The organism is Pseudomonas sp. C9 (assembly GCF_002000165.1).
In the GTDB taxonomy this organism is placed as follows: Bacteria; Pseudomonadota; Gammaproteobacteria; order Pseudomonadales; family Pseudomonadaceae; genus Aquipseudomonas.
The window spans coordinates 532,463-556,872 of record NZ_MPAK01000002.1 but is presented as its reverse complement, the minus strand read 5'-3'; the positions used below and the strand labels follow the sequence as shown (position 1 = coordinate 556,872).

The 24,410-nt window shown below is 60.7% G+C and carries 23 protein-coding genes and 1 pseudogene; 13 read left to right on the top strand and 11 right to left on the bottom strand.

Annotated elements, in window-relative coordinates; all coding sequences use genetic code 11:
• Positions 1 to 24: 24 nt before the first annotated feature.
• Positions 25 to 1,113, bottom strand: a complete 1,089-nt coding sequence (locus BMS17_RS29395; protein WP_077432431.1) for a calcium:proton antiporter — start codon at positions 1,111 to 1,113, stop codon at positions 25 to 27.
• A gap of 300 nt (positions 1,114 to 1,413) precedes the next feature.
• Between BMS17_RS29395 and BMS17_RS29390 the strand changes: the two genes are divergently transcribed.
• The 3 genes from BMS17_RS29390 to BMS17_RS29380 all read left to right on the top strand — a co-directional run bounded on the left by BMS17_RS29390 (position 1,414) and on the right by BMS17_RS29380 (position 4,657).
• Entirely contained in the window at positions 1,414 to 2,496 is a 1,083-nt protein-coding gene (locus tag BMS17_RS29390; protein ID WP_077432445.1) for a BMP family ABC transporter substrate-binding protein, read from the top strand.
• 159 nt (positions 2,497 to 2,655) lie between these two features.
• The gene (locus BMS17_RS29385) at positions 2,656 to 3,621 is read left to right on the top strand and encodes a 2-oxoglutarate and iron-dependent oxygenase domain-containing protein (protein ID WP_077432430.1); all 966 of its coding nucleotides are present in this window, start codon (positions 2,656 to 2,658) and stop codon (positions 3,619 to 3,621) included.
• Between the two features lie 82 nt (positions 3,622 to 3,703).
• Entirely contained in the window at positions 3,704 to 4,657 is a 954-nt protein-coding gene (locus tag BMS17_RS29380) for an adenosine deaminase (RefSeq protein ID WP_046032961.1), read from the top strand.
• A gap of 33 nt (positions 4,658 to 4,690) precedes the next feature.
• Here BMS17_RS29380 and BMS17_RS29375 read toward each other — a convergent pair whose 3' ends face one another.
• On the bottom strand, positions 4,691 to 5,425 hold the full coding sequence (locus BMS17_RS29375) for a helix-turn-helix transcriptional regulator (RefSeq protein WP_046032962.1): 735 nt from the start codon (positions 5,423 to 5,425) through the stop codon (positions 4,691 to 4,693).
• Between the two features lie 317 nt (positions 5,426 to 5,742).
• Positions 5,743 to 6,672, bottom strand: a complete 930-nt coding sequence (locus tag BMS17_RS29370) for a LysR family transcriptional regulator (RefSeq protein ID WP_046032963.1) — start codon at positions 6,670 to 6,672, stop codon at positions 5,743 to 5,745.
• 118 nt (positions 6,673 to 6,790) lie between these two features.
• Between BMS17_RS29370 and BMS17_RS29365 the strand changes: the two genes are divergently transcribed.
• From BMS17_RS29365 to BMS17_RS30450, 3 genes are all read left to right on the top strand, one after another.
• Positions 6,791 to 7,084 carry a putative quinol monooxygenase gene (locus tag BMS17_RS29365; protein ID WP_046032964.1) on the top strand — a complete coding sequence of 98 codons (294 nt, stop codon included), beginning with the start codon at positions 6,791 to 6,793 and terminating at the stop codon, positions 7,082 to 7,084.
• 227 nt (positions 7,085 to 7,311) lie between these two features.
• The gene (locus BMS17_RS29360; RefSeq protein WP_046032965.1) at positions 7,312 to 8,325 is read left to right on the top strand and encodes a zinc-binding alcohol dehydrogenase family protein; all 1,014 of its coding nucleotides are present in this window, start codon (positions 7,312 to 7,314) and stop codon (positions 8,323 to 8,325) included.
• A 150-nt stretch (positions 8,326 to 8,475) separates the two neighbouring features.
• Positions 8,476 to 8,646 carry a hypothetical protein gene (locus BMS17_RS30450; RefSeq protein WP_175649049.1) on the top strand — a complete coding sequence of 57 codons (171 nt, stop codon included), beginning with the start codon at positions 8,476 to 8,478 and terminating at the stop codon, positions 8,644 to 8,646.
• Positions 8,647 to 8,654: 8 nt separating this feature from the next.
• Here the strand turns inward: BMS17_RS30450 and BMS17_RS29355 are convergent, their stop codons facing one another.
• Positions 8,655 to 9,851: a multidrug effflux MFS transporter gene (locus BMS17_RS29355; RefSeq protein ID WP_077432429.1), complete on the bottom strand. Its 1,197-nt coding sequence runs from the start codon at positions 9,849 to 9,851 to the stop codon at positions 8,655 to 8,657.
• Between the two features lie 108 nt (positions 9,852 to 9,959).
• Positions 9,960 to 10,157: a cation transporter gene (locus BMS17_RS29350; RefSeq protein WP_046032967.1), complete on the bottom strand. Its 198-nt coding sequence runs from the start codon at positions 10,155 to 10,157 to the stop codon at positions 9,960 to 9,962.
• Positions 10,158 to 10,304: 147 nt separating this feature from the next.
• Between BMS17_RS29350 and BMS17_RS29345 the strand changes: the two genes are divergently transcribed.
• From BMS17_RS29345 to cueR, 3 genes are all read left to right on the top strand, one after another.
• A complete protein-coding gene (locus tag BMS17_RS29345) occupies positions 10,305 to 10,688 on the top strand; it encodes a hypothetical protein (RefSeq protein ID WP_046032968.1) in 384 nt (127 codons plus the stop codon).
• A 199-nt stretch (positions 10,689 to 10,887) separates the two neighbouring features.
• A complete protein-coding gene (locus BMS17_RS29340) occupies positions 10,888 to 13,281 on the top strand; it encodes a heavy metal translocating P-type ATPase (RefSeq protein ID WP_077432428.1) in 2,394 nt (797 codons plus the stop codon).
• A complete protein-coding gene (gene cueR, locus BMS17_RS29335) occupies positions 13,278 to 13,691 on the top strand; it encodes a Cu(I)-responsive transcriptional regulator (RefSeq protein ID WP_046032970.1) in 414 nt (137 codons plus the stop codon). The genes BMS17_RS29340 and cueR overlap by 4 nt, the downstream gene beginning before the upstream one ends.
• Here cueR and BMS17_RS29330 read toward each other — a convergent pair.
• Both BMS17_RS29330 and BMS17_RS29325 read right to left on the bottom strand, forming a co-directional pair.
• The gene (locus tag BMS17_RS29330) at positions 13,645 to 14,862 is read right to left on the bottom strand and encodes an MFS transporter (RefSeq protein ID WP_077432427.1); all 1,218 of its coding nucleotides are present in this window, start codon (positions 14,860 to 14,862) and stop codon (positions 13,645 to 13,647) included. The two genes, cueR and BMS17_RS29330, sit on opposite strands and share 47 nt — an antisense overlap.
• A 216-nt stretch (positions 14,863 to 15,078) precedes the next feature.
• The gene (locus BMS17_RS29325) at positions 15,079 to 15,972 is read right to left on the bottom strand and encodes a PA4780 family RIO1-like protein kinase (RefSeq protein WP_046032972.1); all 894 of its coding nucleotides are present in this window, start codon (positions 15,970 to 15,972) and stop codon (positions 15,079 to 15,081) included.
• 443 nt (positions 15,973 to 16,415) lie between these two features.
• Here BMS17_RS29325 and BMS17_RS31175 point away from each other — a divergent pair.
• Together BMS17_RS31175 and BMS17_RS31170 are read left to right on the top strand one after the other, a co-directional pair.
• Positions 16,416 to 17,504 (top strand): annotated as a pseudogene (locus BMS17_RS31175) (cache domain-containing protein); the annotation flags it as partial.
• Between the two features lie 90 nt (positions 17,505 to 17,594).
• Positions 17,595 to 18,362: a methyl-accepting chemotaxis protein gene (locus BMS17_RS31170; RefSeq protein WP_371916749.1), complete on the top strand. Its 768-nt coding sequence runs from the start codon at positions 17,595 to 17,597 to the stop codon at positions 18,360 to 18,362.
• A gap of 123 nt (positions 18,363 to 18,485) precedes the next feature.
• On the opposite strand, the gene BMS17_RS29315 is transcribed toward BMS17_RS31170, so the two are convergent.
• Positions 18,486 to 19,277, bottom strand: coding sequence for a helix-turn-helix transcriptional regulator (locus BMS17_RS29315; RefSeq protein WP_077432426.1), 792 nt, complete (start codon positions 19,275 to 19,277; stop codon positions 18,486 to 18,488).
• 101 nt (positions 19,278 to 19,378) lie between these two features.
• Positions 19,379 to 20,656, bottom strand: a complete 1,278-nt coding sequence (locus BMS17_RS29310) for an acetyl-CoA C-acetyltransferase (protein WP_077432425.1) — start codon at positions 20,654 to 20,656, stop codon at positions 19,379 to 19,381.
• A gap of 187 nt (positions 20,657 to 20,843) precedes the next feature.
• On the opposite strand from BMS17_RS29310, the gene BMS17_RS29305 reads away from it, so the two are divergent.
• Positions 20,844 to 22,196, top strand: a complete 1,353-nt coding sequence (locus BMS17_RS29305; RefSeq protein ID WP_077432424.1) for a 3-oxoacyl-ACP reductase — start codon at positions 20,844 to 20,846, stop codon at positions 22,194 to 22,196.
• Positions 22,197 to 22,198: 2 nt separating this feature from the next.
• Positions 22,199 to 23,053 (top strand): MaoC/PaaZ C-terminal domain-containing protein, encoded by an 855-nt coding sequence (locus tag BMS17_RS29300; protein WP_077432423.1) that lies wholly within the window; start codon positions 22,199 to 22,201, stop codon positions 23,051 to 23,053.
• A 111-nt stretch (positions 23,054 to 23,164) separates the two neighbouring features.
• Here the strand turns inward: BMS17_RS29300 and BMS17_RS29295 are convergent, their stop codons facing one another.
• Positions 23,165 to 23,731 (bottom strand): DUF4136 domain-containing protein, encoded by a 567-nt coding sequence (locus BMS17_RS29295; protein ID WP_046032978.1) that lies wholly within the window; start codon positions 23,729 to 23,731, stop codon positions 23,165 to 23,167.
• 54 nt (positions 23,732 to 23,785) lie between these two features.
• Positions 23,786 to 24,400: a DUF4136 domain-containing protein gene (locus tag BMS17_RS29290; RefSeq protein ID WP_046032979.1), complete on the bottom strand. Its 615-nt coding sequence runs from the start codon at positions 24,398 to 24,400 to the stop codon at positions 23,786 to 23,788.
• Positions 24,401 to 24,410: the final 10 nt, after the last annotated feature.

The window sequence follows — 24,410 nt, the reverse complement described above, 5'->3', positions numbered from 1 at the left end:
GAGCATGGCTTGCCCGCGATGCTTTTAAAGGCCCAACAACGACAACATGATGAACGTCGCAAACAGCACAAAGTGGGTCATGCCTTCGATGGCGTTGGTTTCGCCATCGTTAAGGTTGATCGCGCTGACGATCAGGGTGATGAAAATCATCACCGTCTGCACCGGCGTCATCGCCATCTGGAACGGTTGGCCAGTGTAAAGCGCCATCGCTTCCATCACCGGCACCGTCAGGATGACCGTCGACAAGGACGCGCCCATCGCGATGTTGACCACCGACTGCATGCGATTGGCCAATGCCGCGCGCAATGCCGTCAGAATCTCCGGCGCAGCCGAAATGGCCGCCACCAGAATCGCAGTTATCACCGGCGGCGCCCCCGTTCCTTGCAAGCCCAGATCCAGGGTTTTGGACATCACTTCGGCCAACGCACCGATCACCACCACGCCAAACACCAACGTGCCGATACTCAGCGCCAGATTGACCGGTTCCGGTTCTTCTTCCGGGACTTTCCGGCGGCGTTTTTCCGGGTAGCTGTAGCTGAAAAAGTAGCTGTGCGGACCAACCTGCATCCGCAGGAACAATGCGTAGAGCACAACCATCGCGCCGATGGTGAAGGCCGAATAGAGTTTCCAGTTGGCCTCGGGAATGAACTCCGGCACCACCATCGATACGCCCATGGCGGTCAGAATCATCACGCTGTAGCTGCGTGCCGAGTCATCGTTGTAGGACTGCTCGCCATGCTTGAGACCGCCCATCAACGCCGCCAGGCCGAGGATGCCGTTGATGTCGAGCATCACGGCCGAGTAAATCGTGTCGCGCACCAACGTCTTTGAGGCTTCGTTGCTCATCATGATCGCCAGGATCACCACTTCCACCAGCACCGCCGCCAGCGTCAGGATCATCGTGCCGTAGGGATCGCCGACTTTTTCCGCCAGCAACTCAGCGTGACGGGCGACGCGCATGGAGGCGGCGACGATGAACGCAATCAACACCAGTCCAGCGGCCAGCGCAGCGGGTTGGCCACTGTGGAGCATCCAGTGCTCGAGCGGGTACGCAACAACGGCAGCGAGGACGGCCAGCAGCAGAAAGGTTTCTTGCCTGAGAAGTCTGAGCATCGCGATACCTTTTTGCGCAGTGGCGCGAAATCAGTGCGGTGAGCTACTGACTGCGGTGCGGCGCTAACGTTTCGTTAGACCTTAGCGCACCAGTGGATGGCAACCCTGTCTGGCCATGCACTTTTATTGGCCGCACCGACCTCATCGCGGGCAAGCCCGCTCCCACAGGATTTGCGCAGGTCATGTAGGAGCCGGGCTTGCCCGCGATGGCCGTTACGCGATCTCGTGATGTTTGTTGTCCTGTTGGTCAGCAATTTGCATTGCCCCTGCCAACCTCACAACAACATGGAGTTCGAATTCATGCATAACCGTCCGCTGAAGAAGCTGCTTTGCGCCGTCGCCGCCGCCATCGGTCTGAGCGCCAGCCTGATCGCCAGTGCCGCCGTCCCGCTGAAAGTCGGTTTCGTCTACATCGGTCCAATCGGTGACCACGGCTGGACGTATCAGCATGAACAGGGACGCAAAGTGCTCGCCGAAAAATTCGGCGACCAGATCACCACCAACTACGTGGAGAACGTCGCCGAAGGCGCTGACGCCGAGCGGGTAATCCGCAACATGGCCAAGGACAACTACGACCTGATCTTCACCACGTCTTTCGGCTACATGAACCCGACCCTGAAAGTCGCCAGGCAGTTTCCCAAGGTGACCTTCGAACACGCCACCGGCTACAAGCAGGACAAGAACCTCGGCACCTACCTGGCGCGCACTTACGAGGGCCGCTACGTCGGCGGTTTCCTCGCGGCGAAGATGACCAAGACCAAGAAGATCGGCTATGTAGCCTCGTTCCCGATCCCGGAAGTGATCCGCGACATCAACGCCATTCAACTGGCCCTGAACAAGTACAACCCCGGCACCGAGATCAAAGTGGTGTGGGTCAATTCGTGGTTCGATCCAGGCAAGGAAGCCGACGCCGCCAACGCGCTGATCGACCAGGGCGTGGACGTGGTGTTCCAGCACACCGACAGCCCGGCACCGATCCAGGCGGCCGAACGTCGTGGTGTGTACGCCGTCGGCTACGCTTCGGACATGGCGCACTTCGGCCCGAAAGCCGTGCTGACCTCCATCGTCAACGACTGGGGCCCGCACTACGTTCAAGCGACCCAAAGCGTGCTCGACCACGACTGGAAATCGCAGGATTACTGGGGCGGCTTGAAGGAAGGCACGGTTGAACTGCCGATCAGCGACCTGGTGCCTGCGGCGGTGAAAACCGAAGCCGAGCAGATCATTGCCGACATCAAGAGTGGCGCGTTGCAGCCGTTTACCGGGCCGATCAAGGACCAGGCCGGCACGGAGAAAATCCCGGCAGGCGTCAGTGCGACCACTGCGCAACTGGCGTCGATGAACTACTACGTCGAAGGCATGAAGGCCGATATTCCGAAGTAGCTCCCCCAACCCAACACTGTACTTGTGGGAGCGAGCTTGCTCGCGATAGCGGTCTGTCATTCAGCAGTGATGTGACTGACCTGGCCTCATCGCGAGCAAGCTCGCTCCCACAGGGGTACTCCGGTGTTTTTCAGACTGCGTATTCCTCAGGACAATTGTATGAACAGTCTTCCGATCATCGATATCTCCCCGCTCTACAGCGATGACCAAAATGCTTGGACAGCCGTCGCTGCCGAGATCGACCACGCCTGCCGTGAATGGGGTTTCTTCTACATCAAGGGTCACCCAATCTCCCCATCGCGCATCGCCGCCGTACTCGACCACGCTCAACGCTTCTTCGCCCAACCCACCGCCGAAAAGCTGAAAATCGACATCACCCAAACCCGCCACCACCGCGGTTACGGTGCCATCGCCACCGAACAACTCGACCCGAGCAAGCCCAGCGACCTCAAGGAAACGTTCGACATGGGCCTGCACCTGCCCGCCGATCATCCCGACGTGCTGGCGGAGAAACCGCTGCGCGGCCCCAATCGACATCCCGCGCTGCCCGGCTGGCAATCACTGATGGAGCAGCACTACGTCGACATGCAATCCCTGGCGCAAACCCTGTTGCGGGCGATGACGCTGGCGCTGGGCATCGAGCGGGATTTTTTCGATAGCCGTTTCAACGAGCCGGTCAGCGTGCTGCGCATGATCCACTACCCGCCACGCCACACCGCCAGCTCCGATGAACAACAAGGCGCGGGCGCCCACACCGATTACGGCTGCATCACCCTGCTGTATCAGGACACTGCCGGCGGGCTGCAAGTGCGAAACGTAAAGGGCGAGTGGATCGATGCGCCGCCGATCGAAGGGACTTTTGTGGTCAACCTCGGCGACATGATGGCGCGCTGGAGCAACGACCGGTATCTGTCGACGCCGCACCGGGTGATCAGCCCGTTCGGTGTGGACCGTTATTCGATGCCGTTCTTTGCCGAACCGCACCCCGACACCGCCATCGAATGCCTGCCGGGTTGCCAGGATGAGCAGCACCTGGCGAAATACCCGGCCACTACCTGCGCGCAATTCCTGCTTTCGCGTTTTGCCGATACCTACGCCTATCGACGGGAACAGGAAGCGGTGTAATCAACCGGCTGGTCAGGTTTTGCTAATTGTTTCCACGGGCATCTGTAGAATGCTCGCCATCTGCACCTGATGAGAAAAGATTATGTACGACTGGCTAAACGCCCTGCCCAAGGCAGAATTGCACTTGCACCTCGAGGGTTCGCTGGAGCCTGAGCTGCTGTTCGCCCTGGCCGAACGCAACAAGATCGCCCTGCCATGGAGCGACGTCGAAACCCTGCGCAAGGCGTACGCCTTCAACAACCTGCAAGAGTTTCTGGACCTGTATTACCAGGGCGCCGACGTGTTGCGCACCTCTCAGGATTTCTACGACCTGACCTGGGCATACCTGTTGCGCTGCAAGGCGCAGAACGTGATTCACACCGAACCGTTCTTCGATCCACAAACCCATACCGACCGTGGCGTGCCCTTCGAAGTGGTCCTCAACGGCATCGCTGCGGCCCTCAAGGATGGCGAGCAACAACTGGGCATTACCAGCGGTTTGATCCTGAGCTTCCTGCGCCACTTGAGCGAAGAAGCAGCCGAGAAAACCCTCGACCAGGCGCTGCCGTTCCGTGATGCGTTTGTGGCCGTGGGCCTGGACAGTTCGGAAATGGGCCACCCGCCCAGCAAGTTCCAGCGTGTGTTTGACCGTGCCCGTCACGAAGGCTTCCTGACCGTGGCCCACGCCGGTGAAGAAGGCCCGCCCGAGTACATCTGGGAAGCCCTCGACCTGCTGAAAATCCAGCGCATCGACCATGGCGTGCGTGCCATCGAAGACGAGCGTTTGATGCAACGGATCATCGACGAGCAGATCCCGCTGACCGTGTGCCCGTTGTCGAACACCAAACTCTGCGTGTTCGATCACATGTCCCAGCACAACATTCTCGACATGCTCGAGCGTGGCGTGAAAGTGACCGTGAACTCCGATGACCCGGCGTACTTCGGCGGCTACGTGACCGAGAACTTCCATGCGCTGTACACCGACTTGGGCATGACCCAGGATCAGGCCAAGCGCCTGGCGCAAAACAGCCTGGACGCCAGATTGGTCAAGCCATAAGCCACACCGCATAAACCGGAGGTTGCTGCATCTCTACAGCGCCATTTCGAGCTCGGTCTCTTTGGCGAAGCGATGGATTTCTCGCTGCCCTGCGGCGGTCACCTGCAGGGCGCGGGAGTCGTTGGGCAGGCTCAACCAGCCCGACTGCATGAACAATTGCAACAGTGCCGCGCCCAGTGAACCGCCCATGTGCGGGCGTCTTTCGCTCCAGTCGGGACAGGCACAGGCAACCCTGCTGTTGCGATGGGCCAGTGCCTGGATGAACACACCTCGTGTCGCCAGTTGAGTTGAGCCCTTGTGAGTAATCATGACCCGCTGATCGATCTGTTCGATCCAGCCTGCATCCAGCAGTCGCTGGTAAAGGTCGGCGGCCAGGGTGCCTCCCAAATGGTCATCGCACAGTCTGGCCCGCAGCAGTGACGAAGGCGCGGCCTGAGGTTTGGCGATGGGGTTCGGGCGCTTGAAAACATCCGGGACTTCTTGTGGCGTGCTGGCCAGGGTCGCGCTGGCCAACGCCTCGATGGCTGCACCGACTTCGGGGGCCGCCAGGCGGAAAAATCGCTTTCGGCCACGGATTTCAACCCTCAACAGACCGCCTGCGGACAATCGCCCCAAGTGTGCGCTGGCCGAAGAGGGTGACAGGCCGGCCAACAACGCCAGCTCTTCGGTTTGCCGCGCCGTGCCGTCCATCAAGGCCCACATCATTGCGCTGCGCTTTGGGTCAGCCAGCAATGTGGCGATCTGGCTGATGCAAGGTGCATGTTCCATGTATTCACTCCCTGTTGAATCGTTTCGTCTGCTGCTCAGAGACATCTTGACCAGTAATGTGTGGTCGGCCAAGACGCGGAAACCGCCATAAGCCGGGCGAAGCTCACCCACTCCCCTGTGCCATTGCTTCGCAGCCAGGGCGAAGGCCGGGTGATTGAGCGGGGTACCGCGCCGACTGGAACGCGGACTCGCCATCGCGAGATCGACGGTGCGTACATGAGGCGGCGCTAGTATAAGCGCGTTAACCGCCGGTTCCTGCCCGTGGGAAACCGTGGGTGGTGATAGTTGCTGAGAGAAATTTCGCTATTTGCCTGCGACTAATGATCGATCCCCGCTATCGTCGGAAATTGACTGCCTAATTGAGCGCATCGGCTGGCAAGCATTTCCCGCAACAGGTTCACCGGCTTACTCAATTGTGCGCGATGGGCGCACAGCAAATTCAGAGGTGCGCGCTCACAGAGCAACTCCGGCATCAGCACCTTCAGTCGCCCGGCGAGTACATCGGCGGCGACATCGAGCCAGGACTTGTAGGCGATCCCCGCGCCGGCAACGGCCCATAACCGGACGACATCGGCATCGTCACTGAAACGGTCACCACTGACGGTCAGGCCGACCTCGCGCTTGCCGTCATGAAAACTCCAGTGATCGTGGACCCGGCTGCCGAGCATGAACAACAAACAATTGTGCTGAGCCAGTTGCTCGAGCTGCCGGGGCTCCCCATGTCTGGCCAGGTAAGCGGGCGCCGCACACAACACACGCCGGTTCTGCGGGGCGATGGGCAATGCCACCAGACTAGAGTCTTCCGGCTCGCCGTAGCGCAGGGCAATGTCCACCGGTTGGCGGAACAGGTCGGCAATGCGGTCTCCCAGCAATAGCCGCACGGTCAGTTTCGGGTGCTCACGCTGAAACTCGTCCAGCCAGGGCAACAACAGATTGCGACCGAAGTCCGACGGTGCGGACAGTTGCAAAATCCCGCTGACCTGGTCCTGACCACTGGCCAGCAAGCGGCGTCCTTCGTCCAGATTGCTCAGGGCGGCGCGGGCATATTCCAGGAACCCCTCGCCTTCGGCGGTCAGGCGCAGGCTGCGGGTTGAACGCGCGAGCAACCGCGCGCCCAGTTGCTGTTCGATGCGCTTCAACGCCGCGCTGGCCACGGCCGCCGACATGTCCATCACCCGCGCCGCCGCCGACAGGCTCCCCAGGTCGGCAGCCCGGACGAACAACTGCAAGTCATCGAAACGCAGCATTTTCAGCCTCGATTATCAAAAAAATATTGAAAGAGACTGCTCTTTTAGCGGGTTTTATCTTGCTGTGAAATAGCCAATCATCTGTGCCATCGAATTCATTACGCTCCCGGAGTCGTCCATGTCCCAGCCATTTACCGCCATTGCCACGCTCATCGCCAAAGCCGGCCAGCAAGACGCCCTTGAACGGCACCTGCGTGCACTGCTGGAACCAACCCGCGCTGAGGCCGGTTGCGGCCAATACGATCTGCATCAGGACCTCGCCAATCCGCATGCCTTTTACATGATCGAGCAGTGGAGCAGCGACGAAGCCCTGGCGGCGCATGACGCCAGCGCCCACATCCAGAACTTCCGGGCCAAGGCCGGCGATTTTCTCGAACACTTTGATCTCAAGCGCCTGCGCACCGTGGCCTGATCCCTAGTGCCGATCCGCACTTTTGTAGCAGCTGGCGCAGCCTGCGTTCGGCTGCGGAGCAGTCGTGAAATCAGACGATGCGGTGTTTCAGGAAATCCGCGCGTACAGGATTTACCACTGCTCCGCAGCCGAACGCAGGCTTCGCCAGCTGCTACGGAGTGCGCCTCGGCTTAAATGATCGGTATCAGGCTGTCCCCTTTCTTTTATTACCTTTCGGAAACCCCTGTATGAAAGCCATCGCCTATTACACCTCGTTGCCGATCAGCGACGAACAATCCCTGCAAGACATCGAGTTGCCGGAACCGGTTGCCGGCCCGCGCGACCTGTTGGTGGACGTCAAAGCCATCTCGGTCAACCCGGTGGACACCAAAGTCCGCCAAAACGTCCAGCCTGAAGACGGCGCGGCCAAGGTGCTGGGTTGGGACGTGGCCGGGGTGGTCAAGGCTGTCGGTAAAGACGTGACCTTGTTCAAGGCCGGCGACAAGGTCTTTTACGCAGGCTCCATCGCCCGTGCCGGCGGCAACAGCGAACGGCATGTGGTGGATGAGCGGATCGTCGGCCACATGCCGAAAACCCTGGGTTTCGCTGAAGCCGCCGCGCTGCCACTGACCGCGATTACCGCCTGGGAATTGCTCTTTGAACGCCTGCAAGTGCGTGAAGGCCAAACCGACGAAGGCCAGCGCCTGCTGATCGTCGGCGCGGCGGGTGGGGTGGGTTCGATCCTCACACAGCTGGCCAGTCAACTGACCGGGCTCAAGGTCATCGGCACCGCTTCCCGAGCGCAAACCCAGAGTTGGGTTCGTGAGTTGGGCGCGGACCTGGTGATCGATCACAGCCAACCGTTGAGCGAAGCGCTCAAGCGTGCCGGGGTGGAATACGTGACCCATGTCGCCAGCCTGACCCAGACCGATCAGCACCTGGATCAATTGGTCGAGGCGCTGGCGCCGCAAGGCAAACTGGCGCTGATCGATGATCCCAAGTCACTGGACGTGACCAAGCTCAAACGCAAGAGCCTGTCACTGCACTGGGAGTTCATGTACACCCGCTCGCTGTTCGAAACCGCAGACATGATCGAGCAACACAAGTTGCTGAACCGCATCGCCGCGCTGATCGACGCCGGGACGTTGAAAACCACGGTCGGCGAGCACTTCGGCAGCATCAACGCGGCCAACCTGCGCCGTGCCCATGCGCTGCTGGAGAGCGGCAAAGCCAAAGGCAAGATTGTGCTGGAAGGGTTCTGAAACATGATGAAACAGTGTCGTTCCTGAAGGAACGACACCGTCAGTCTGAGAGTTGACGCCTGTCACAATAGCGATCGTATTCAGGACTACAATCGAAACCTCTGCGGCACAATCTTTACGTGGCAGTTATTACGAGAGGAGAGGTCAGCAATGAAGATCCTGATAAAAGAATTGGCTAAATCTCAATGGCAGGTCCGCCTGGACCAGCATGCCGTGACATTTCGCAGCGAAGCCGAAGCTCTGGCCTTTACCCGAACCCTCGAAGCACGCCTTTACGCCCCCCATCAAATTCCCGGTCGCCAGCAACGAGCCGCTGGCTGACCCCGTCTTCAGGCCTGCGCTTGCGCCAACGCCCGAACCTTTTGCAAACGCCGGGTGAACATCGCCGCGCTCACCACCAGAACACCACACAGGCTGATGACCATCGCCATCGGTACGGCACTGCCATCGTGTAAAACACCGACCAGCGCCGCGGCACCCGCCGCGACGCTGAATTGCAGACACCCAAGCATCGCCGACGCACTGCCGGCGCGGGCGCCCTGCCCGTTCATCGCACACGCCGAAGCGTTGGGCAAAATGCAGCCGAGGCTGGAGATGCAAATAAACAGTGGAATCAGCAGAGGCCACAACTGCGTGGGGTGCAAGGCGCTGACGGCGAGCAGCGTCAAACCGGCGGCCAGGTAAACCCACACCGCACGCGCCAGCAAGAATGCCGGCCCCCGCTTGGCCAGCAATCGCGCGTTGACTTGCGCCACCAGAATGAACCCCGCCGCGTTGGTGCCAAACAGCCAGCCGAAATGCTCGGCCGGTACGCCATAGAGCTTGATGAAAACGAACGGCGAACCGGCGATGTAGGCAAACATGCCGGCGATGGCGATGCCGCCCGTCAAGGCATGACCGAGAAAGATCCGATCCGACAACAGGCGACCGTACTGCCGAAAAGCCCCGGACAACGGCTGACGCGGCATGTGTGCGGGCAGGCTTTCCGGCAACCCGAGCGCCACGGCCAGCGCAGCCAAGGCACTGAAACCGGTCAACGCCAGGAAAATCGACTGCCAGCCCGTGGTGTTGACCAGCAAGCCGCCGAGCATCGGCGCGAGGATCGGCGCCAGGCCCATGACCAGCATGAGTTGCGAATAGACTTTCGCCGAACCCACCGCATCGCATTTATCGCTGACCACCGCACGGGATATCACCATGCCCGCACAACCGCCCAACGCCTGGACAAATCGTGCGCCGATCAGCCATTCCAGGCTCGGTGCATAGGCACAGGCCAGCGACGCAAGGGTGAACAAACCAACCCCGGCCAGCAATGGAATGCGCCGACCGAAACGATCGGCCACCGGGCCGTAAGCCAGTTGGCCAATCGACAAGCCGAGGAAATACGCCGCCAGTGTCAGTTGAACGTGTTGTTCATCGGTGCCGAAGGCGAGTGCCATCGCCGGGAAGGCCGGCAGATAGAAGTCGATCGCCAGCGGACCGAAAGCGCTGAGGGCGCCAAGAATCAAAATGGTACGAAAGTTCATCAGGCATCCAGTTGGGCATGAGTCAGCAGGCCGACAGTCTAGCCTTGCATGAACGCCTTGAACATTCCGATAGCTCGCTAACTATTAAAAAACACTGAATGCCTTGTGTCAGGCGACTTTGACCTCGTAGCCTTCTTCGCTGATCGCGGCGATCACTTGCTCGACCGTCAACGCGCTTTCAACGCCGACTTCCTTGGCCGCCAGATCGACCCGCACGCTGGCCGCCGGATCCATGGCTTGCAGTGCCTGAGTGATGGCTTTGACACAGTGACCGCAAGACATGCCTTGAACGTTGAACACTTGCATGGTGTGGCTCCTTTGTTGAGATTGCGTGCAGTCTCGAGCTTGCCACCATGGCAAGGTCAAGTTCTTGAACAAACTGCCGGGCTGGCAATCGGCGTCGCGCTCGGCCAAGCTGCGTGCATCAATGACTCGACTTCAGGAGATTCAGCCATGCGCTGGTCAGCTCTCAGCCTGTTTGGCTTCCTCAGCCTCTTTGCCGCGACACCTTCGGTTCAAGCCGCCGGGGAGGACTATGGCGTACTGATCATTTCCCGCGAGCGCCTGGAAGTCGCCACCTCCTGCGAAATCGGTGTGTACATCCTGGATCAACTGTCCGCACGACTGTTCCAGGAACAAAGCACCTCGTTCAACCTGCCGCCGGGCAATGTGTCCTTGCGCCTCAAGCTGCTGCCGGGCCAGGCGCCGGGTTGCAACCCGGGCATGCTCGCGCCGGGTTCGCAGATCATCAATCTTAAGGCCGGCGATGTATTGAAATTCCGGATTGCGATGACGCAAGAAGGGATGTACCTCAAACCTGCTGCTCTCGAATACTGAGCAAATCCAACGTGCCCCCCCTGTGGGAGCGAGCTTGCTCGCGATGGCGGTGTGTCAGTTACATAGATATTGACTGATACGCCGCCATCGCGAGCAAGCTCGCTCCCACATTGGTCTGCGGCGATTTGCAGATTGGTGCTTGACCTTGCCAACATGGCAAGGTTGATCCTGTAGGTCTCTACTACAGGGAGCGTGACCGATGTCCGAATCCACCACTTTCGATTTGCCGATTGCCGGCATGACGTGCGCCAGTTGCGCTGGGCGTGTCGAGCGAGCCTTGAGCAAAGTCATCGGCGCCTCCGCCGTCAGCGTCAACCTGGCCACTGAACAGGCCCGAGTCCAGGCGCCCAGCGACAGCTTGCCGGCGTTGATGGCGGCGGTTGAACAGGCCGGTTACAGCGTGCCCCGGCACACTCTGGAACTGAGCATCGACGGCATGACCTGCGCCTCGTGCGTCGGCCGGGTCGAACGTGCGCTGGCCAAGGTGCCGGGCGTGAAGAGCGTCAGCGTCAACCTGGCCAACGAGCGCGCCCACCTCGAACTGCTCGGCCACGTCGATCCGCAAACCCTGATCGCGGCGGTGACCAAAGCGGGTTACTCCGCCAGCGTCTGGGAAGTCGAACACCCGCAAACCGACACTCAACAACAGCGCCTGCACCGTGAGCGTTGGGCGTTGATCATGGCCATCGTCCTCGCCTTGCCGCTGGTGTTGCCGATGCTGCTGCAGCCGTTCGGCGTGCACTGGATGCTGCCGGCCTGGGTGCAATTCGCGTTGGCAACGCCTGTGCAATTCATCTTCGGTGCGCGCTTTTATGTCGCGGCCTGGAAAGCCGTGCGCGCCGGGGCCGGCAACATGGATTTGCTGGTCGCACTGGGCACCAGCGCCGGATACGGCTTGAGTGTCTACGAATGGGCCACCGCTGCCGGGCGCATGCCACACCTGTATTTCGAAGCCTCAGCGGTCGTCATCGCCCTCGTACTGCTGGGCAAATACCTGGAAAGCCGCGCCAAACGCCAGACCGCCAGCGCCATTCGTGCCCTCGAAGCCTTGCGCCCGGAACGGGCGATTCAGGTCATCGATGGCCGCGAACAGGAGGTCGCCATCAGTGCCTTGCGTCTCAACGACCTGGTCATGGTCAAACCCGGTGAACGCTTCCCGGTGGACGGCGAAGTGGTCGACGGCCAGAGCCACGCCGACGAAGCACTGATCAGCGGCGAAAGCCTGCCGGTGCCCAAGCAACCGGGCGACAAGGTCACCGGTGGCGCAATCAATGGTGAAGGTCGATTGCTGGTTCGCACCCAGGCCTTGGGGGCGGAAACCGTGCTGGCGCGAATCATTCGCCTGGTCGAAGACGCCCAGGCCGCCAAGGCTCCGATCCAGAAACTGGTGGATAAAGTCAGCCAGGTGTTTGTGCCCACGGTGCTGTTGATCGCGTTGGCCACCTTCATCGGTTGGTGGCTGTATGGCGCGCCGATTGAAACCGCCGTGATTAATGCCGTCGCGGTATTGGTGATCGCCTGCCCATGTGCGCTGGGGTTGGCCACACCGACCGCCATCATGGCCGGAACCGGCGTGGCGGCGCGCTACGGGATTCTGATCAAGGATGCCGAAGCGCTGGAACGCGCACATGAAGTCAGCGCCGTGGTGTTCGACAAGACCGGTACGCTGACCTCGGGAGCCCCGCGTATTGCTCATCTGACCGCTGTCGACGGTGACGAGGCCGCCCTGCTGCAAATGGCAGGCGCCCTGCAACGGGGCAGCGAACATCCGCTGGCCAAGGCTGTGCTGGATGCGTGCAGCGAACGCGGACTGATCGTCGCCGATATCAGTGACAGTCAATCACTGACGGGGCGAGGCATCGCCGGCACGCTGGAGGGTCGTCGACTGGCATTGGGCAATCGTCGTCTATTGGAAGAAAGTGGTTTAAACGCAGGATCATTGGCTGACTCGGCAACCGCCTGGGAAACCGAAGGCCGGACGCTGTCCTGGCTGATCGAACAAAGCCCCGAATCGAAAGTGCTCGGCCTCTTCGCCTTTGGCGACACGCTCAAACCCGGCGCCCTGCAGGCGGTGCAACAACTCAGCGCAAGGAACATCAGCAGCCACCTGCTCACCGGTGACAATCGCGGCAGTGCCAACGTTGTCGCCCAGGCGCTGGGCATCAATGACGTCCACGCCGAAGTGCTGCCCGCCGACAAAGCGGCCACCGTCGCCACCCTGAAACAAACCGGCGTGGTCGCGATGGTCGGCGATGGCATCAACGACGCCCCGGCCCTGGCGGCCGCGGACATCGGCATCGCCATGGGCGGCGGCACTGACGTGGCCATGCACGCGGCCGGGATTACCTTGATGCGCGGTGACCCTCGGCTGGTGCCGGCGGCGCTGGAGATCAGCCGCAAGACCTACGCGAAGATCCGGCAGAACCTGTTCTGGGCCTTCGTCTATAACCTGATCGGCATTCCGCTGGCGGCGTTCGGCTTCCTCAACCCGGTGCTGGCCGGTGCGGCCATGGCATTGTCGAGCGTCAGCGTGGTGAGCAATGCGTTACTGTTGAAAACCTGGAAACCCAAGGACCTGGAGGACAATCGATGAACATCGGTCAAGCAGCCCGCCAAAGCGGCCTGAGCGCGAAGATGATTCGTTACTACGAGTCCATCGGCCTGCTCAAGGCCGCCCATCGTACCGAGAGCGGCTACCGCGTTTACGGTGACGACGACCTGCATACCCTGGCCTTCATCAAGCGTTCCCGGGACCTGGGGTTTTCGCTGGAAGAGGTTGGCAAGTTACTGACCCTCTGGCAGGACCGCCAAAGAGCCAGCGCCGATGTGAAGGCCCTGGCCCGTCAGCACATCGACGAACTGAACCAGAAGATCCGCGAACTCGGTCAGTTGCGCGACACCCTGCAAGACCTGGTCGAGCACTGCCAGGGCGACCATCGTCCCGACTGCCCGATCCTCAAGAATCTCGCGTCGGGCTGCTGCGCCGAACCAGTTCGTCCCTGATCGCCAGCCCCTTCACCACCAACAACGTGGTGAGCGGAATGCCGTGGAACAGCAGCACCACGGCCCCCGGCGTCCACCATGAGTAAAACGGCGCGGCGATCAGCATGCCGACGCCGAACCCGGTCATTTGCAGCAGGGTCAGTAAGCTGAAAATCGGCAGACGCAGGCTGTCCGGTTCACGCTGCAGGCGCGACATCAGCCCCACCTCAGAGAAACCGTCGCCCAACCCCGCGGGCAGGGAAAACAGGAGCAAGCCGTACAGGGTCTGCTGCTGAAACATCAGGATGAAGCCGCAGGACATCAGCAACACCCCGAGAAAAAATCGCCGCTCCAGGTGGGCGTTGTCCGAGCCTTTCAGGCGACTGGCAATGCGCGCACCGATGAATTTCCCAAAGGCCCATACCGCCAGCATCAGGCCCAGCGTGGTGCTGGCCGATTCTGGGGTCAGCAGTTTGGAAATTATTGGCAAACCCACGTTGTGCGCGGCGCTGCCCAAGGTGTCGGCCATGGTGACGGCGAGCATCGCGGCCACCACCGGCGCATTGCGCAGCCCTTGGCGCAGCGCCGACCATTCGCCCCGTGGGTGGACGGGTTCGTCACAGGCCGCAGGCGTGGAAAAGCGCAGCGGCAGGATGAACAACGCGGCCAGCAGATACGTCACCACGTTCAGTGCAAACACCGTTTCAAAACCAAACGCCGCGACCAAAAGCCCCGCCACCAGACTGCCGCCGACCATCGCAGCCGACGATGCAGACGTGAGCCAGGCGTTGGTCTTGAGCAGGTGCTCGCCATCGATCAAGTGCGGCAACTGACTGTTCAGGCCGATGGCGAACATCGAGTTGCCGACTCCAAGGCCGAACGCGATTAACGGCAACAGCAAAGCTTGTTGCGGGACCGGCAGCACCAGCAGCAACCCGAGCAATCCTGCACGCAGCAGGTCGAAGGCGATCAGCGGCATGCGCCCGACCCAGCGGCGATAAAACGCGGTGCCGATGAGGCTGGCGAAAATCCCCCCGCCCACACGGCTGGCGAGGAAGATGCCGACACTCATGGCGCTGTTGCTGAGCAGGTAAACGTAGGTGGCCAGGGCGACCATGTTGAGAAAGGCGCCGAAATCCGAAATCAGACGGGCGGCAATGATCAGTCGGGCGTTGCGGGTGGATGTGTTCACATTCAGTCCTTGAGTGTGGGGAGTATGGCTGTTGTGGATTGTCTGGTCTGACGCCATCGCGGGCAAGCCACGCTCCCACAGGTTTTGTGTCGACCATGGCGTTCGGGACCGACACTAAACTTGTGGGAGCGTGGCTTGCCCGCGATTGAGGCGACGCGGTTACAACAAATGGCACCCACAAAAAACCCGGCCGAAGCCGGGTTTTTGTTTAGCGCATCACTGCATCCAGGGCGGAGGCGGTTCTTCGGCTTTACTCGGTGGCGCATCGTCAGCAGCACGGATCGCTTGCTTGCGCTCTTCGTCCAGCCGTGCGGCCTCGATTTCGCGCATGATCCCGCCCACGTCGGCCAGTTCTTCCGGCTCGTCGAACTCGCCGGTCAGGACACTGGCCGGGTGCAAGGTGCCAGCTTCGTACAACGCCCACATTTCCTTGGCGTACTTGGTCTTTTTCAACTCCGGCGCAAAACGTCCGAAGTAGGACGCCATGTTGCCAACATCCCGCTCCAGCATGTTGAACGCATGGTTGTTACCCGCAGCGTCCACCGCCTGAGGCAGGTCGATGATGACCGGGCCGTCCGGGGTCAACAGCACATTGAACTCCGACAGGTCACCGTGCACCAGACCGGTACACAGCATCAGCACGATCTGCGAAATCAGGAACGCGTGATATTCACGGGCCTGGTCCGGCTCCAGCACCACATCGTTCAGACGCGGCGCGGCATCACCGTATTCATCGGCCACCAGTTCCATGAGCAGTACGCCTTCGAGGAAGTCATACGGCTTGGGCACCCGTACACCGGCACCGGCCAGTCGGAACAGGGCCGCCACTTCGGCGTTCTGCCAGGCATCTTCGGTTTCTTTCTTGCCGAACTTGGAGCCCTTGGCCATCGCCCGAGCCTGACGGCTGTTGCGCACCTTGCGGCCTTCCTGGTACTCGGCCGCCTGACGGAAACTGCGTTTATTCGCCTCCTTGTAGACCTTCGCGCAACGTAACTCGTTGCCGCAGCGCACCACATAAACAGCTGCTTCTTTACCACTCATGAGTGGGCGCAGCACCTCGTCGACCAGACCGTCCTCGATCAGGGGTTCAATGCGTTTTGGAGTCTTCATCAGCTTTTATTGTGGGTCCTTTATTACCAAACACGCGAAAGTCATTCGTTATACGGCAATCCACCCGTTCGGGGGAGGGGTTGCCGACCTATGAACGTCGTGAAGCACACAATGTGCCGGATTAATCGCTCATCCATCGCCGGTCGTCAATGACCGGCCGAGATCATAGCTGAGCCAGCGAACTTTGTTGGCGAAGGGATTTGAAGGCATTTGCGACAGAAGCTGACATCTTGCGCAAACCCCTGCGTAGGATTTTTCCAATATGGACTCAATTTCTCCCATCAGCAGCCGAAGTCCTCAGGACAAAGGAATTTGTCCGACAATCGTTCTGATAGAAAAACGACGACGCTTCAGGGACCGAAGTACACCAACAACGTTTTCGGCTACCAATATTCCGCGAGTCATCTGCACTGCGTGGGCCTACAAGAAAATCTGGAGCGCGGATGAACATCAAACAGAAGTTGACCTGGGCGTTTGCAATCATCGCCTGCGTGCCCGTGGTGCTGGTCGCCACCCTGGTTGTGATGAACTTGCGCAGTGATGCCAAGGACAGTTTTGTCGATGGCAGTGGCCGTGAGATTCGTCAGGTCAGCAACGCCATGCAATTGTTTTTCGACGGCATCAGCCAGAACGTCGACTACCTAGCCAAACAGCCCCTGATCAAGGACTCCGACGACAGCCTCAAGACCTACATGAGCGCCAACGCCGAGAGCATTCCCCAGGGTGAAGCAGACAAAAAAGTCTTCAGCCTCCTCCAGGACCTGGGCAACAGCCATCCGTCCTACGCCTATGCCATTCTCGGCACTGCGGCCGGCGGTTATGTGTCCTGGCCGGACGATGCGAAGTTGAACAACTACGATCCACGCCAGCGTCCGTGGTACAAAGCGGCCCAGGCCAAACCGGGCAAGCCGTTTCGCACCGAGGCCTATTACTGGGCACAGGACGACGCGACTTACGTCAGTACCGTGCGTACCATCGACAACAAGTTGGGCACTAACGGCGGCGTGGTCAGCATCGACGTGACGCTCAAGCAGCTCACCGAAATCGTCAAGCAGATCAAGCTGGGTGAAACCGGCTACCTGATGCTGCTGGAAAACACCGGCATGGTCCTGGTGGACCCGAAACAACCAGAACACAACTTCAAGCCACTGAGCAGCCTCGGCGAGGGTTACGCGCAACTGGCCAAGGCCGGCAAAGGCCTGGTGGAAGTCGAGCTGAACGGCGAACGCTACATGGCCAACGTCTGGCCGTCGGAGCAACTGGGCTGGACCTTCATCGGCCTGATCAAGCAAAACGACGTGATGAGCTCGGCCACCCAACTGACCTGGCTGATCGCAATCATCGCCGCCGTGCTGGCCGTGTTCTTCGCCATCCTCGGTGCCAGCTTCGCCAGCGTTATCGTGCGCCCGATCCGCAGCGTGGCCAGCGGTCTGGAAGGCATCGCCCAAGGCGAAGGCGACCTGACCAAAAACCTGGAAATCCGTGGCAGCGACGAAACCGCGCAACTGGCCAGTTGGTTCAACCAGTTTTTGACGGCGATCCGCAACCTGATTCAAAGCATCGGCGGCGCGGCGACGAAAATTCTCGCCACCTCCAAAAGCTCGACCCAAGTTTCCAGCGACATGGCCGAAGCCGCCGGACGCCAGCGTGAAGCCGTAGACATGGTGTCCACGGCGTTCCACGAAATGGTCGCCACCGCCAACGAAGTCGCGCGCTCCTGCAGCCAGGCGGCGGAGTCGGCCGACAGTGGCCAGCGTCAGGCCCGTGAAGGTCAGCAGCAGATTGATGCGGCGGTGAGCAGCGTTGATCGCTTGAGCCAGGAAATCGAACAGTCGGCGCAATCGATGCAACAGCTGGAACGCGACAGCAACGATATCCAGTCGATCCTGGGGACCATTCGCTCGATCGCCGAGCAGACCAACCTGCTGGCGCTGAACGCGGCCATCGAAGCGGCACGGGCCGGCGAGCAAGGTCGCGGGTTCGCGGTCGTGGCTGACGAAGTACGGGCGCTGGCCAAACGCACGGCGGACTCCACGGCGGAAATCGACGGGCTGCTCGGCAACCTCGCCAAGCGCACCAGCCAGGTGACCCAACAGATGCACGCCAGCCTGGAAGTGTCGCAACAGTCGGTGAGCCGAATCGGCGAAGCGCGTAACAGCTTCGGGCAGATTCGCGAGTCGGTGGACGTGATCCGTGACATGAACACGCAGATTGCGACGGCGGCCGAAGAACAGCATCACGTGGCCGAAGACATCAACCGCCACATCAGCCAGATTCATGGGGATGCGCAATTGGTCGCGGAACTGGCGAACTCCGCGCGCCTGGATTCGCAGAGCCTGGCCGGGCTTTCGAATGAGCTGGACGGGTTGGTTCGACGGTTCAGAACCTGATCCCCGAAACACCGCACATCACTAGGAGTGAGCCTGCTCGCGATAGCTGACTGACATTCAACATCAATGTTGACTGACATGGCCTCATCGCGGGCAAGCCCGCTCCCACAGGGTCATGTGGTGTTACCGCTTGAAGAGTTCGCCGGGGGTAAACCCGAACAGGCTTTTGAAGGCGGCAATGAACGCCGAAGTCGAGTCATACCCACATGCCAGCGCGGTGTTGGTCACGCTGTCGCCCTCCTCCAGCAGACTCAATGACGACAGCAGTCGCATCCGCTGTCGCCAGCCGCGAAAGCTCAACCCGGTCTCGCGCTGAAACAGGCGCATCAGGGTTTTTTCCGACAGGCCCAAGCGCTCCGCCCAGGCCTGCAATGTCACGTTTTGCTCAGGGCTTTCAATCAGTTCGTTGCACAATCCCAGCAACCGTTCATGCCGGGGCAACGGCAGGGAAAACCCCACCTCGGGCAAACTCGCCAACTGATCGAGCAACACGCTCACCAGCCGCGCTTCCTGGCTGTCGCCCTGTGGATACTCCACCGCCAGCAGGCAAAAACTCTTGATCAGTTCCCGCGCCAGCGGCGTGACTTCCAGCACCCGGCAACGTCCATCCGCCCACGCACAATCCTTGCGGCGCACATACAAACTGCGCATTTCAGCGCGCATCGAGGTAACGACTTGATGCTCAAGGTCCGCCGGAATCCAGATGCCCCACTGCGGCGGCGCAAAAAAACTGCCCTCGGCGGTATGCACCCCGAGCACGCCACTGATCGCGTAGGAAAACTGCACCCAATCGTGACGATGCGGCGGCGTCCATGAACCGGCATTCAGGCTTTCTACCCGGGCAAACAGCGGACGGGGCAGAGCCGTCAGCGTCGGTATCGTCCGTTCGAGGGAAATTTGTCCGTTAGTCGGCATCAACTAGCCTTATATCGCAAGAGGGCTGATGGAGCCGACGTTAGGCCAAGTAGCAGATCCCTACAAATCTATTTGATGCCGAGATTCCCTGTAGGAGTTCTTCAGCGCTCGATAATCGCGGTGACGCCTTGACCGCCAGCCGCACAGATCGAGATCAGGCCTCGGCCCTTACCGGCCGCGTCCAGCAACTTCGCCAGATTGGCGACGATACGCCCGCCGGTGGCTGCAAACGGATGCCCGGCCGCCAGTGAACTGCCTTTGACGTTGAGGCGGCTGCGGTCGATGGAGCCCAACGGCGCATCAAGCCCCAAGCGGGTTTTGCAATATTGCGGATCTTCCCAGGCCTTCAGCGTGCAGAGCACCTGTGCGGCGAAGGCTTCGTGGATTTCGTAGTAATCGAAGTCTTGCAAGGTCAGGCCATTGCGCGCCAGCAAACGTGGCACCGCGTACAACGGCGCCATCAACAGGCCTTCGGCACCGTTGACGAAATCCACCGCCGCTGCTTCCCCATCACGCAGATAAGCAAGGATCGGCAAGCCACGCGCCCTGGCCCATTCTTCACTGCCCAACAGCACCAGCGAGGCACCGTCGGTGAGTGGCGTCGAGTTGCCGGCGGTCATCGTGCCCTTGGCGCTTTTCTCGAAGGCCGGTTTCAGCTTGGCGAGTTGTTCCAGGGTCAGGTCCAGACGCAAGTTGTTGTCGCGGGTCAGACCGAGGAACGGCGTCATCAGGTCGTTGTGCCAGCCCTCGGCGTAGGCGGCGGTCAGGTTGCGGTGGCTTTGCAGCGCCAGTTGATCCTGTTCTTCGCGGGGGATGTTCCAGGTCTGCGCCATCAGCTCGCAATGTTGCCCCATGGACAAACCGGTGCGGGGTTCGCCATTGCGCGGGAACTCGGGAATGAGATGCCGGGGCCGTAATTGCAGGAATGTTTTCAGTTTGTCGGCGGTGGTCTTGGCGCGATTGGCTTGCAGCAGGATCCGGCGCAGGCCTTCACTGACACTGATTGGCGCATCCGAGGTGGTATCGACGCCGCCGGCAATGCCGCAATCGATCTGCCCCAGGGCGATCTTGTTCGCCACCAGCAACGCCGCTTCCAGCCCGGTGCCGCACGCTTGCTGGATGTCGTAGGCCGGCGTTTCCGGCGACAGCCGCGAACCGAGCACGCACTCGCGGGTCAGGTTCATATCCCGCGACAGTTTGAGCACGGCCCCCGCGACCACTTCGCCCAAGCGCAGGCCGTGCAGGTTGAAGCGTTCGATCAAGCCTTCGAGCGCTGCGGTGAGCATCGCCTGGTTACTGGCAGTGGCATACGCCCCGTTGGAGCGAGCGAAAGGAATTCGGTTACCGCCGATAATCGCGACGCGGCGCAGCTGAGTCATGAAAAGCTCCTTGTGAAATATTCGAACATCAAACCTGAACCCACAGGCTCTGCATTCCCCCGCAAGTCCTGCAGAACCCAGGTTCAACTACTCTGCAATGTTCAAGCGTAGGCCTTATCTCGTGGATCGAACGACTGATTGCCAATCGTGGTCCACACTTTGAACCCCAGCCGCCGGAGCACGTTCCATGTCTGACCGTTATATCGACTTCGCCAATTCGTCCATCGGCCATCGCCTGGTCGGGGCCTTGGGTCTGCCGTCGCCGGTACGCCTGGAGCGCTGGCAGGCCGGCCGATTGCGGCCGGTCGAAGGGGCGTTGTTGATCGGCGGTGGTCCGCTGGCGGAGAAAGTCGGCGCGCTCGCCAATCGCCTGACCGACGCGATTTACAGCTACGGCACCGAGCCCTCGCTGGCCACCGCGTGGATTCCCGGTCACGGCCCGAAACTCAAAGCGGTGGTCTTCGACGCCAGTCATCTGGTGCAGACCGATCAACTCAAACAGTTGCGCGAGTTCTTCCAGCCCTTGATGAAAAACCTCGACCACAGCGCGCACCTGGTCATTCTGGGGCGCGCGCCAGAGACCTTGAGCGACCCGTTTGCCGCCAGCGCCCAGCGTGCCCTGGAAGGGTTCAGCCGTTCTCTGGCCAAGGAACTGCGCAGCGGTGGCACGTTGCAGTTGATCTATGTCGGTGAAGGCGCCGAGGAACAACTGGAAGGTCCGTTGCGGTTTTTCCTTTCGCCCAAAAGCGCGTTTGTGTCCGGGCAAGTGATTCGGTTGAAAGCCTGCGACACGCCCGTTCAGGACTGGACGCGGCCGCTGGCAGGGCGCAAGGCGTTGGTGACCGGCGCGGCGCGCGGCATCGGCGCGTCCATCGCCGAAACCCTGGCCCGTGATGGCGCCGAGGTGATTCTGCTGGACGTACCACCGGCCAAAACCGATCTCGAGGCGCTCGCCGCACGGCTTGCCGGGCGCAGCATCACCCTGGATATTTGCGCCGAAGACGCTGCCGCGCAGTTGATCGAACACTTGCCCGACGGGGTCGACATCGTGGTGCACAACGCCGGTATCACCCGGGACAAAACCCTGGCCAACATGACGCCGGAATTCTGGGACGCGGTGTTGGCCGTCAACCTCAATGCGCCGCAGGTGCTGACCAAGGCCCTGCTCGACAGCGCCACCCTGCACGACAACGGTCGCGTGATTTTGCTAGCCTCCATCAGTGGCATCGCCGGCAATCGCGGGCAAACCAATTACGCTGCCAGCAAAGCCGGGCTGATCGGCCTGGCTCAAGCCTGGGCGCCGTTGCTGGGTCAACGCGGCATCAGCATCAATGCCGTGGCGCCAGGATTTATTGAAACGCAAATGACCGCGCACATTCCATTCGGCTTGCGCGAAGCCGGCCGACGCATGAGTTCACTCGGCCAGGGCGGCTTGCCGCAGGACGTCGCCGAAGCCGTGGCATGGTTGGCGCAACCGGGGACGGGGGCGTTTACCGGGCAAGCACTGCGGGTCTGTGGACAAAGTGTTTTGGGGGCCTAGTGATGATGACCGATTGGCACACGCTCAACCGTGAACCGAGCCTGCCAGCGTTGTACGTGCGAGCGGCGACGCGACGCAAGATTACCGGCACCACGTTGCCCCCCACGGGCTTGCACTGTTGGGTCGAGGTCGACCACAAACGCCTGGCGGCTTATCGCAAGGTCTGCGGGTTTGCCGACAACGGGTTGCTGCCGCCGACCTATCCGCACATCCTCGCGTTTGCCTTGCAGATGCAATTGCTCACCGCCAGGGAATTCCCGTTCCCCCTGTTGGGGTTGATTCACCTGAGCAACCGCATTCGCGTCTTGCGTCCCTTGGGCGGGGTGAGTCGTGTACGCGTCAGCGTGCAGGTGCAGAATCTGCAACCGCATGCCAAGGGTGCGACGTTCGACCTGGTGACCTCGCTGGACGATCAATTGGGGCCGCTCTGGGAAGCGCAGAGCCAGATGCTGTGCCGGGGCGTCACACTTGACGGTGAGCCGATCGAAGACGTTTTGGCCACACGCCTGGAGATGATCGAAGTGAGCCGCTGGCAAGCGCCCGCCGACATTGGTCGCCAGTACGCCAAGGTGTCCGGCGATTACAACCCGATTCACCTGAGTGCCGTCAGCGCCAGGATGTTTGGTTTTCCCGCGGCGATCGCCCACGGGTTGTGGAACAAGGCATGTACCTTGGCGGCGCTGGCCGATCACCTGCCGACGGCGAATATCGAGATTGCCGTGCAGTTTCGCAAACCGGTGCGCTTGCCCAGTGAAGTGACATTGCTGGCGAGCGTGGCGGGGAGCAGTGGTGATTTTCAGCTGGTCGGTGCCGGGGATCTTGAGCACATGGTCGGGCATTGGCGGCCGGTGGCCTGATGGTTTGGCAACGCAAAAACCGGAGTCGAAAAAAAACCGCTGATGCGTTCACGTCAGCGGTTTTTTATTGACTGGCAACTCGCCAGTTAACATCAGACATCCCATGCAGTGTCAGTGGGTCAATTTGGGTGGGTAGTTGGCCAGGATGCGTACGACGGTTTCATGAATCGCATTGCTGCGATCGGTCGGGTTCGGCGAGCCGCTGAGCAGTTGCTCGTCACTGCCACGCCACACCAGTTTGCCGTCCTTGCCGTCGAGCAGATCGATCTGGATGGTCGCCACTTTGTAGCTGACGTTGCGGGTTTCGTTGTACATCGGCGCGCCCCAGTAACCGTTCCAGGGGTTGCCATAACCGCCGCCATAATTGGTGGTCACTTGTTGCTGGCGCTCTTCGACGATCAAGTAAGTCTGCACACTCAAGTCACCCTTGGTGCCGGCAGCGGCCGGACGCAAGCCTCGCTGGTCCAGTTGATCGGCAACGGATTGGCGGATGCGTTGCTCGGTCAGATCACTCTTGATCCGCGGATCATCGGGACGGTACTGCAGAGCGGGTTCTTTCCAGCTCCAACTGCGGTAGGCGGCAAAATCACGGCTGGCGTCAAAGTCATGATTGACCTGGTTGGCGGCGCAGGCACTGAGCAGCGCGGCCATAGCCAGTACAACGAGACGGCGGAACATGATGGTTCTCCGGTTGAAGGCATAACTCTGCGAAATGCTTCTTATCTACAGAAGCTAACTAGGAGGATACGCCGACATTGCCTTTTCTACAGCCTTTCGCAGGGCATCGGCTTGCTCGCTCTGGCTACCGTTATGGCCGGTTTCGGCGCTGGCACTCCACACCGGTTGACCGGTGCCCGCATCGAACATGTCTACCTGCACCACCAAGACTTGTTCCTGATAGGTACGGATGATCGGCACGCTGCCGTACATCCCGTAACCGTTACCGTAGTGGTTGTACCCGCCATAACCGCCGCCGTAATAACCGTAGTCGTCCTGAACCTGACGCAAGCGGGTTTCCAGGTGCAAGTTGGCGCTGACAAACAGGTCGGCTGGACGGTTATCGTGCAACGGTCGCAGGCCGCGCTGATCCAGGGCATTGCTGACCACTTCGGCCACCTGCGCCGAGTCAGCCCAAGTGGTACCCGGCGGCAGTTGACCATCGAGCCAGGCCCAGCTGCGATAACGCCCGTAGTCACGGGGTGGCGCGGGGTAGGCGCTGCGATCGAAGGTGTTGGCCGCGCCGGGTGGCGCCGGCGGGATAGGGTTGGACGATGCCACATACGGATTGCTGCCCTGACAGGCCGCCAGCCCGAGACAGATCACCAGCAACCCTGAACGACTTTTCATTTCGTGCTCC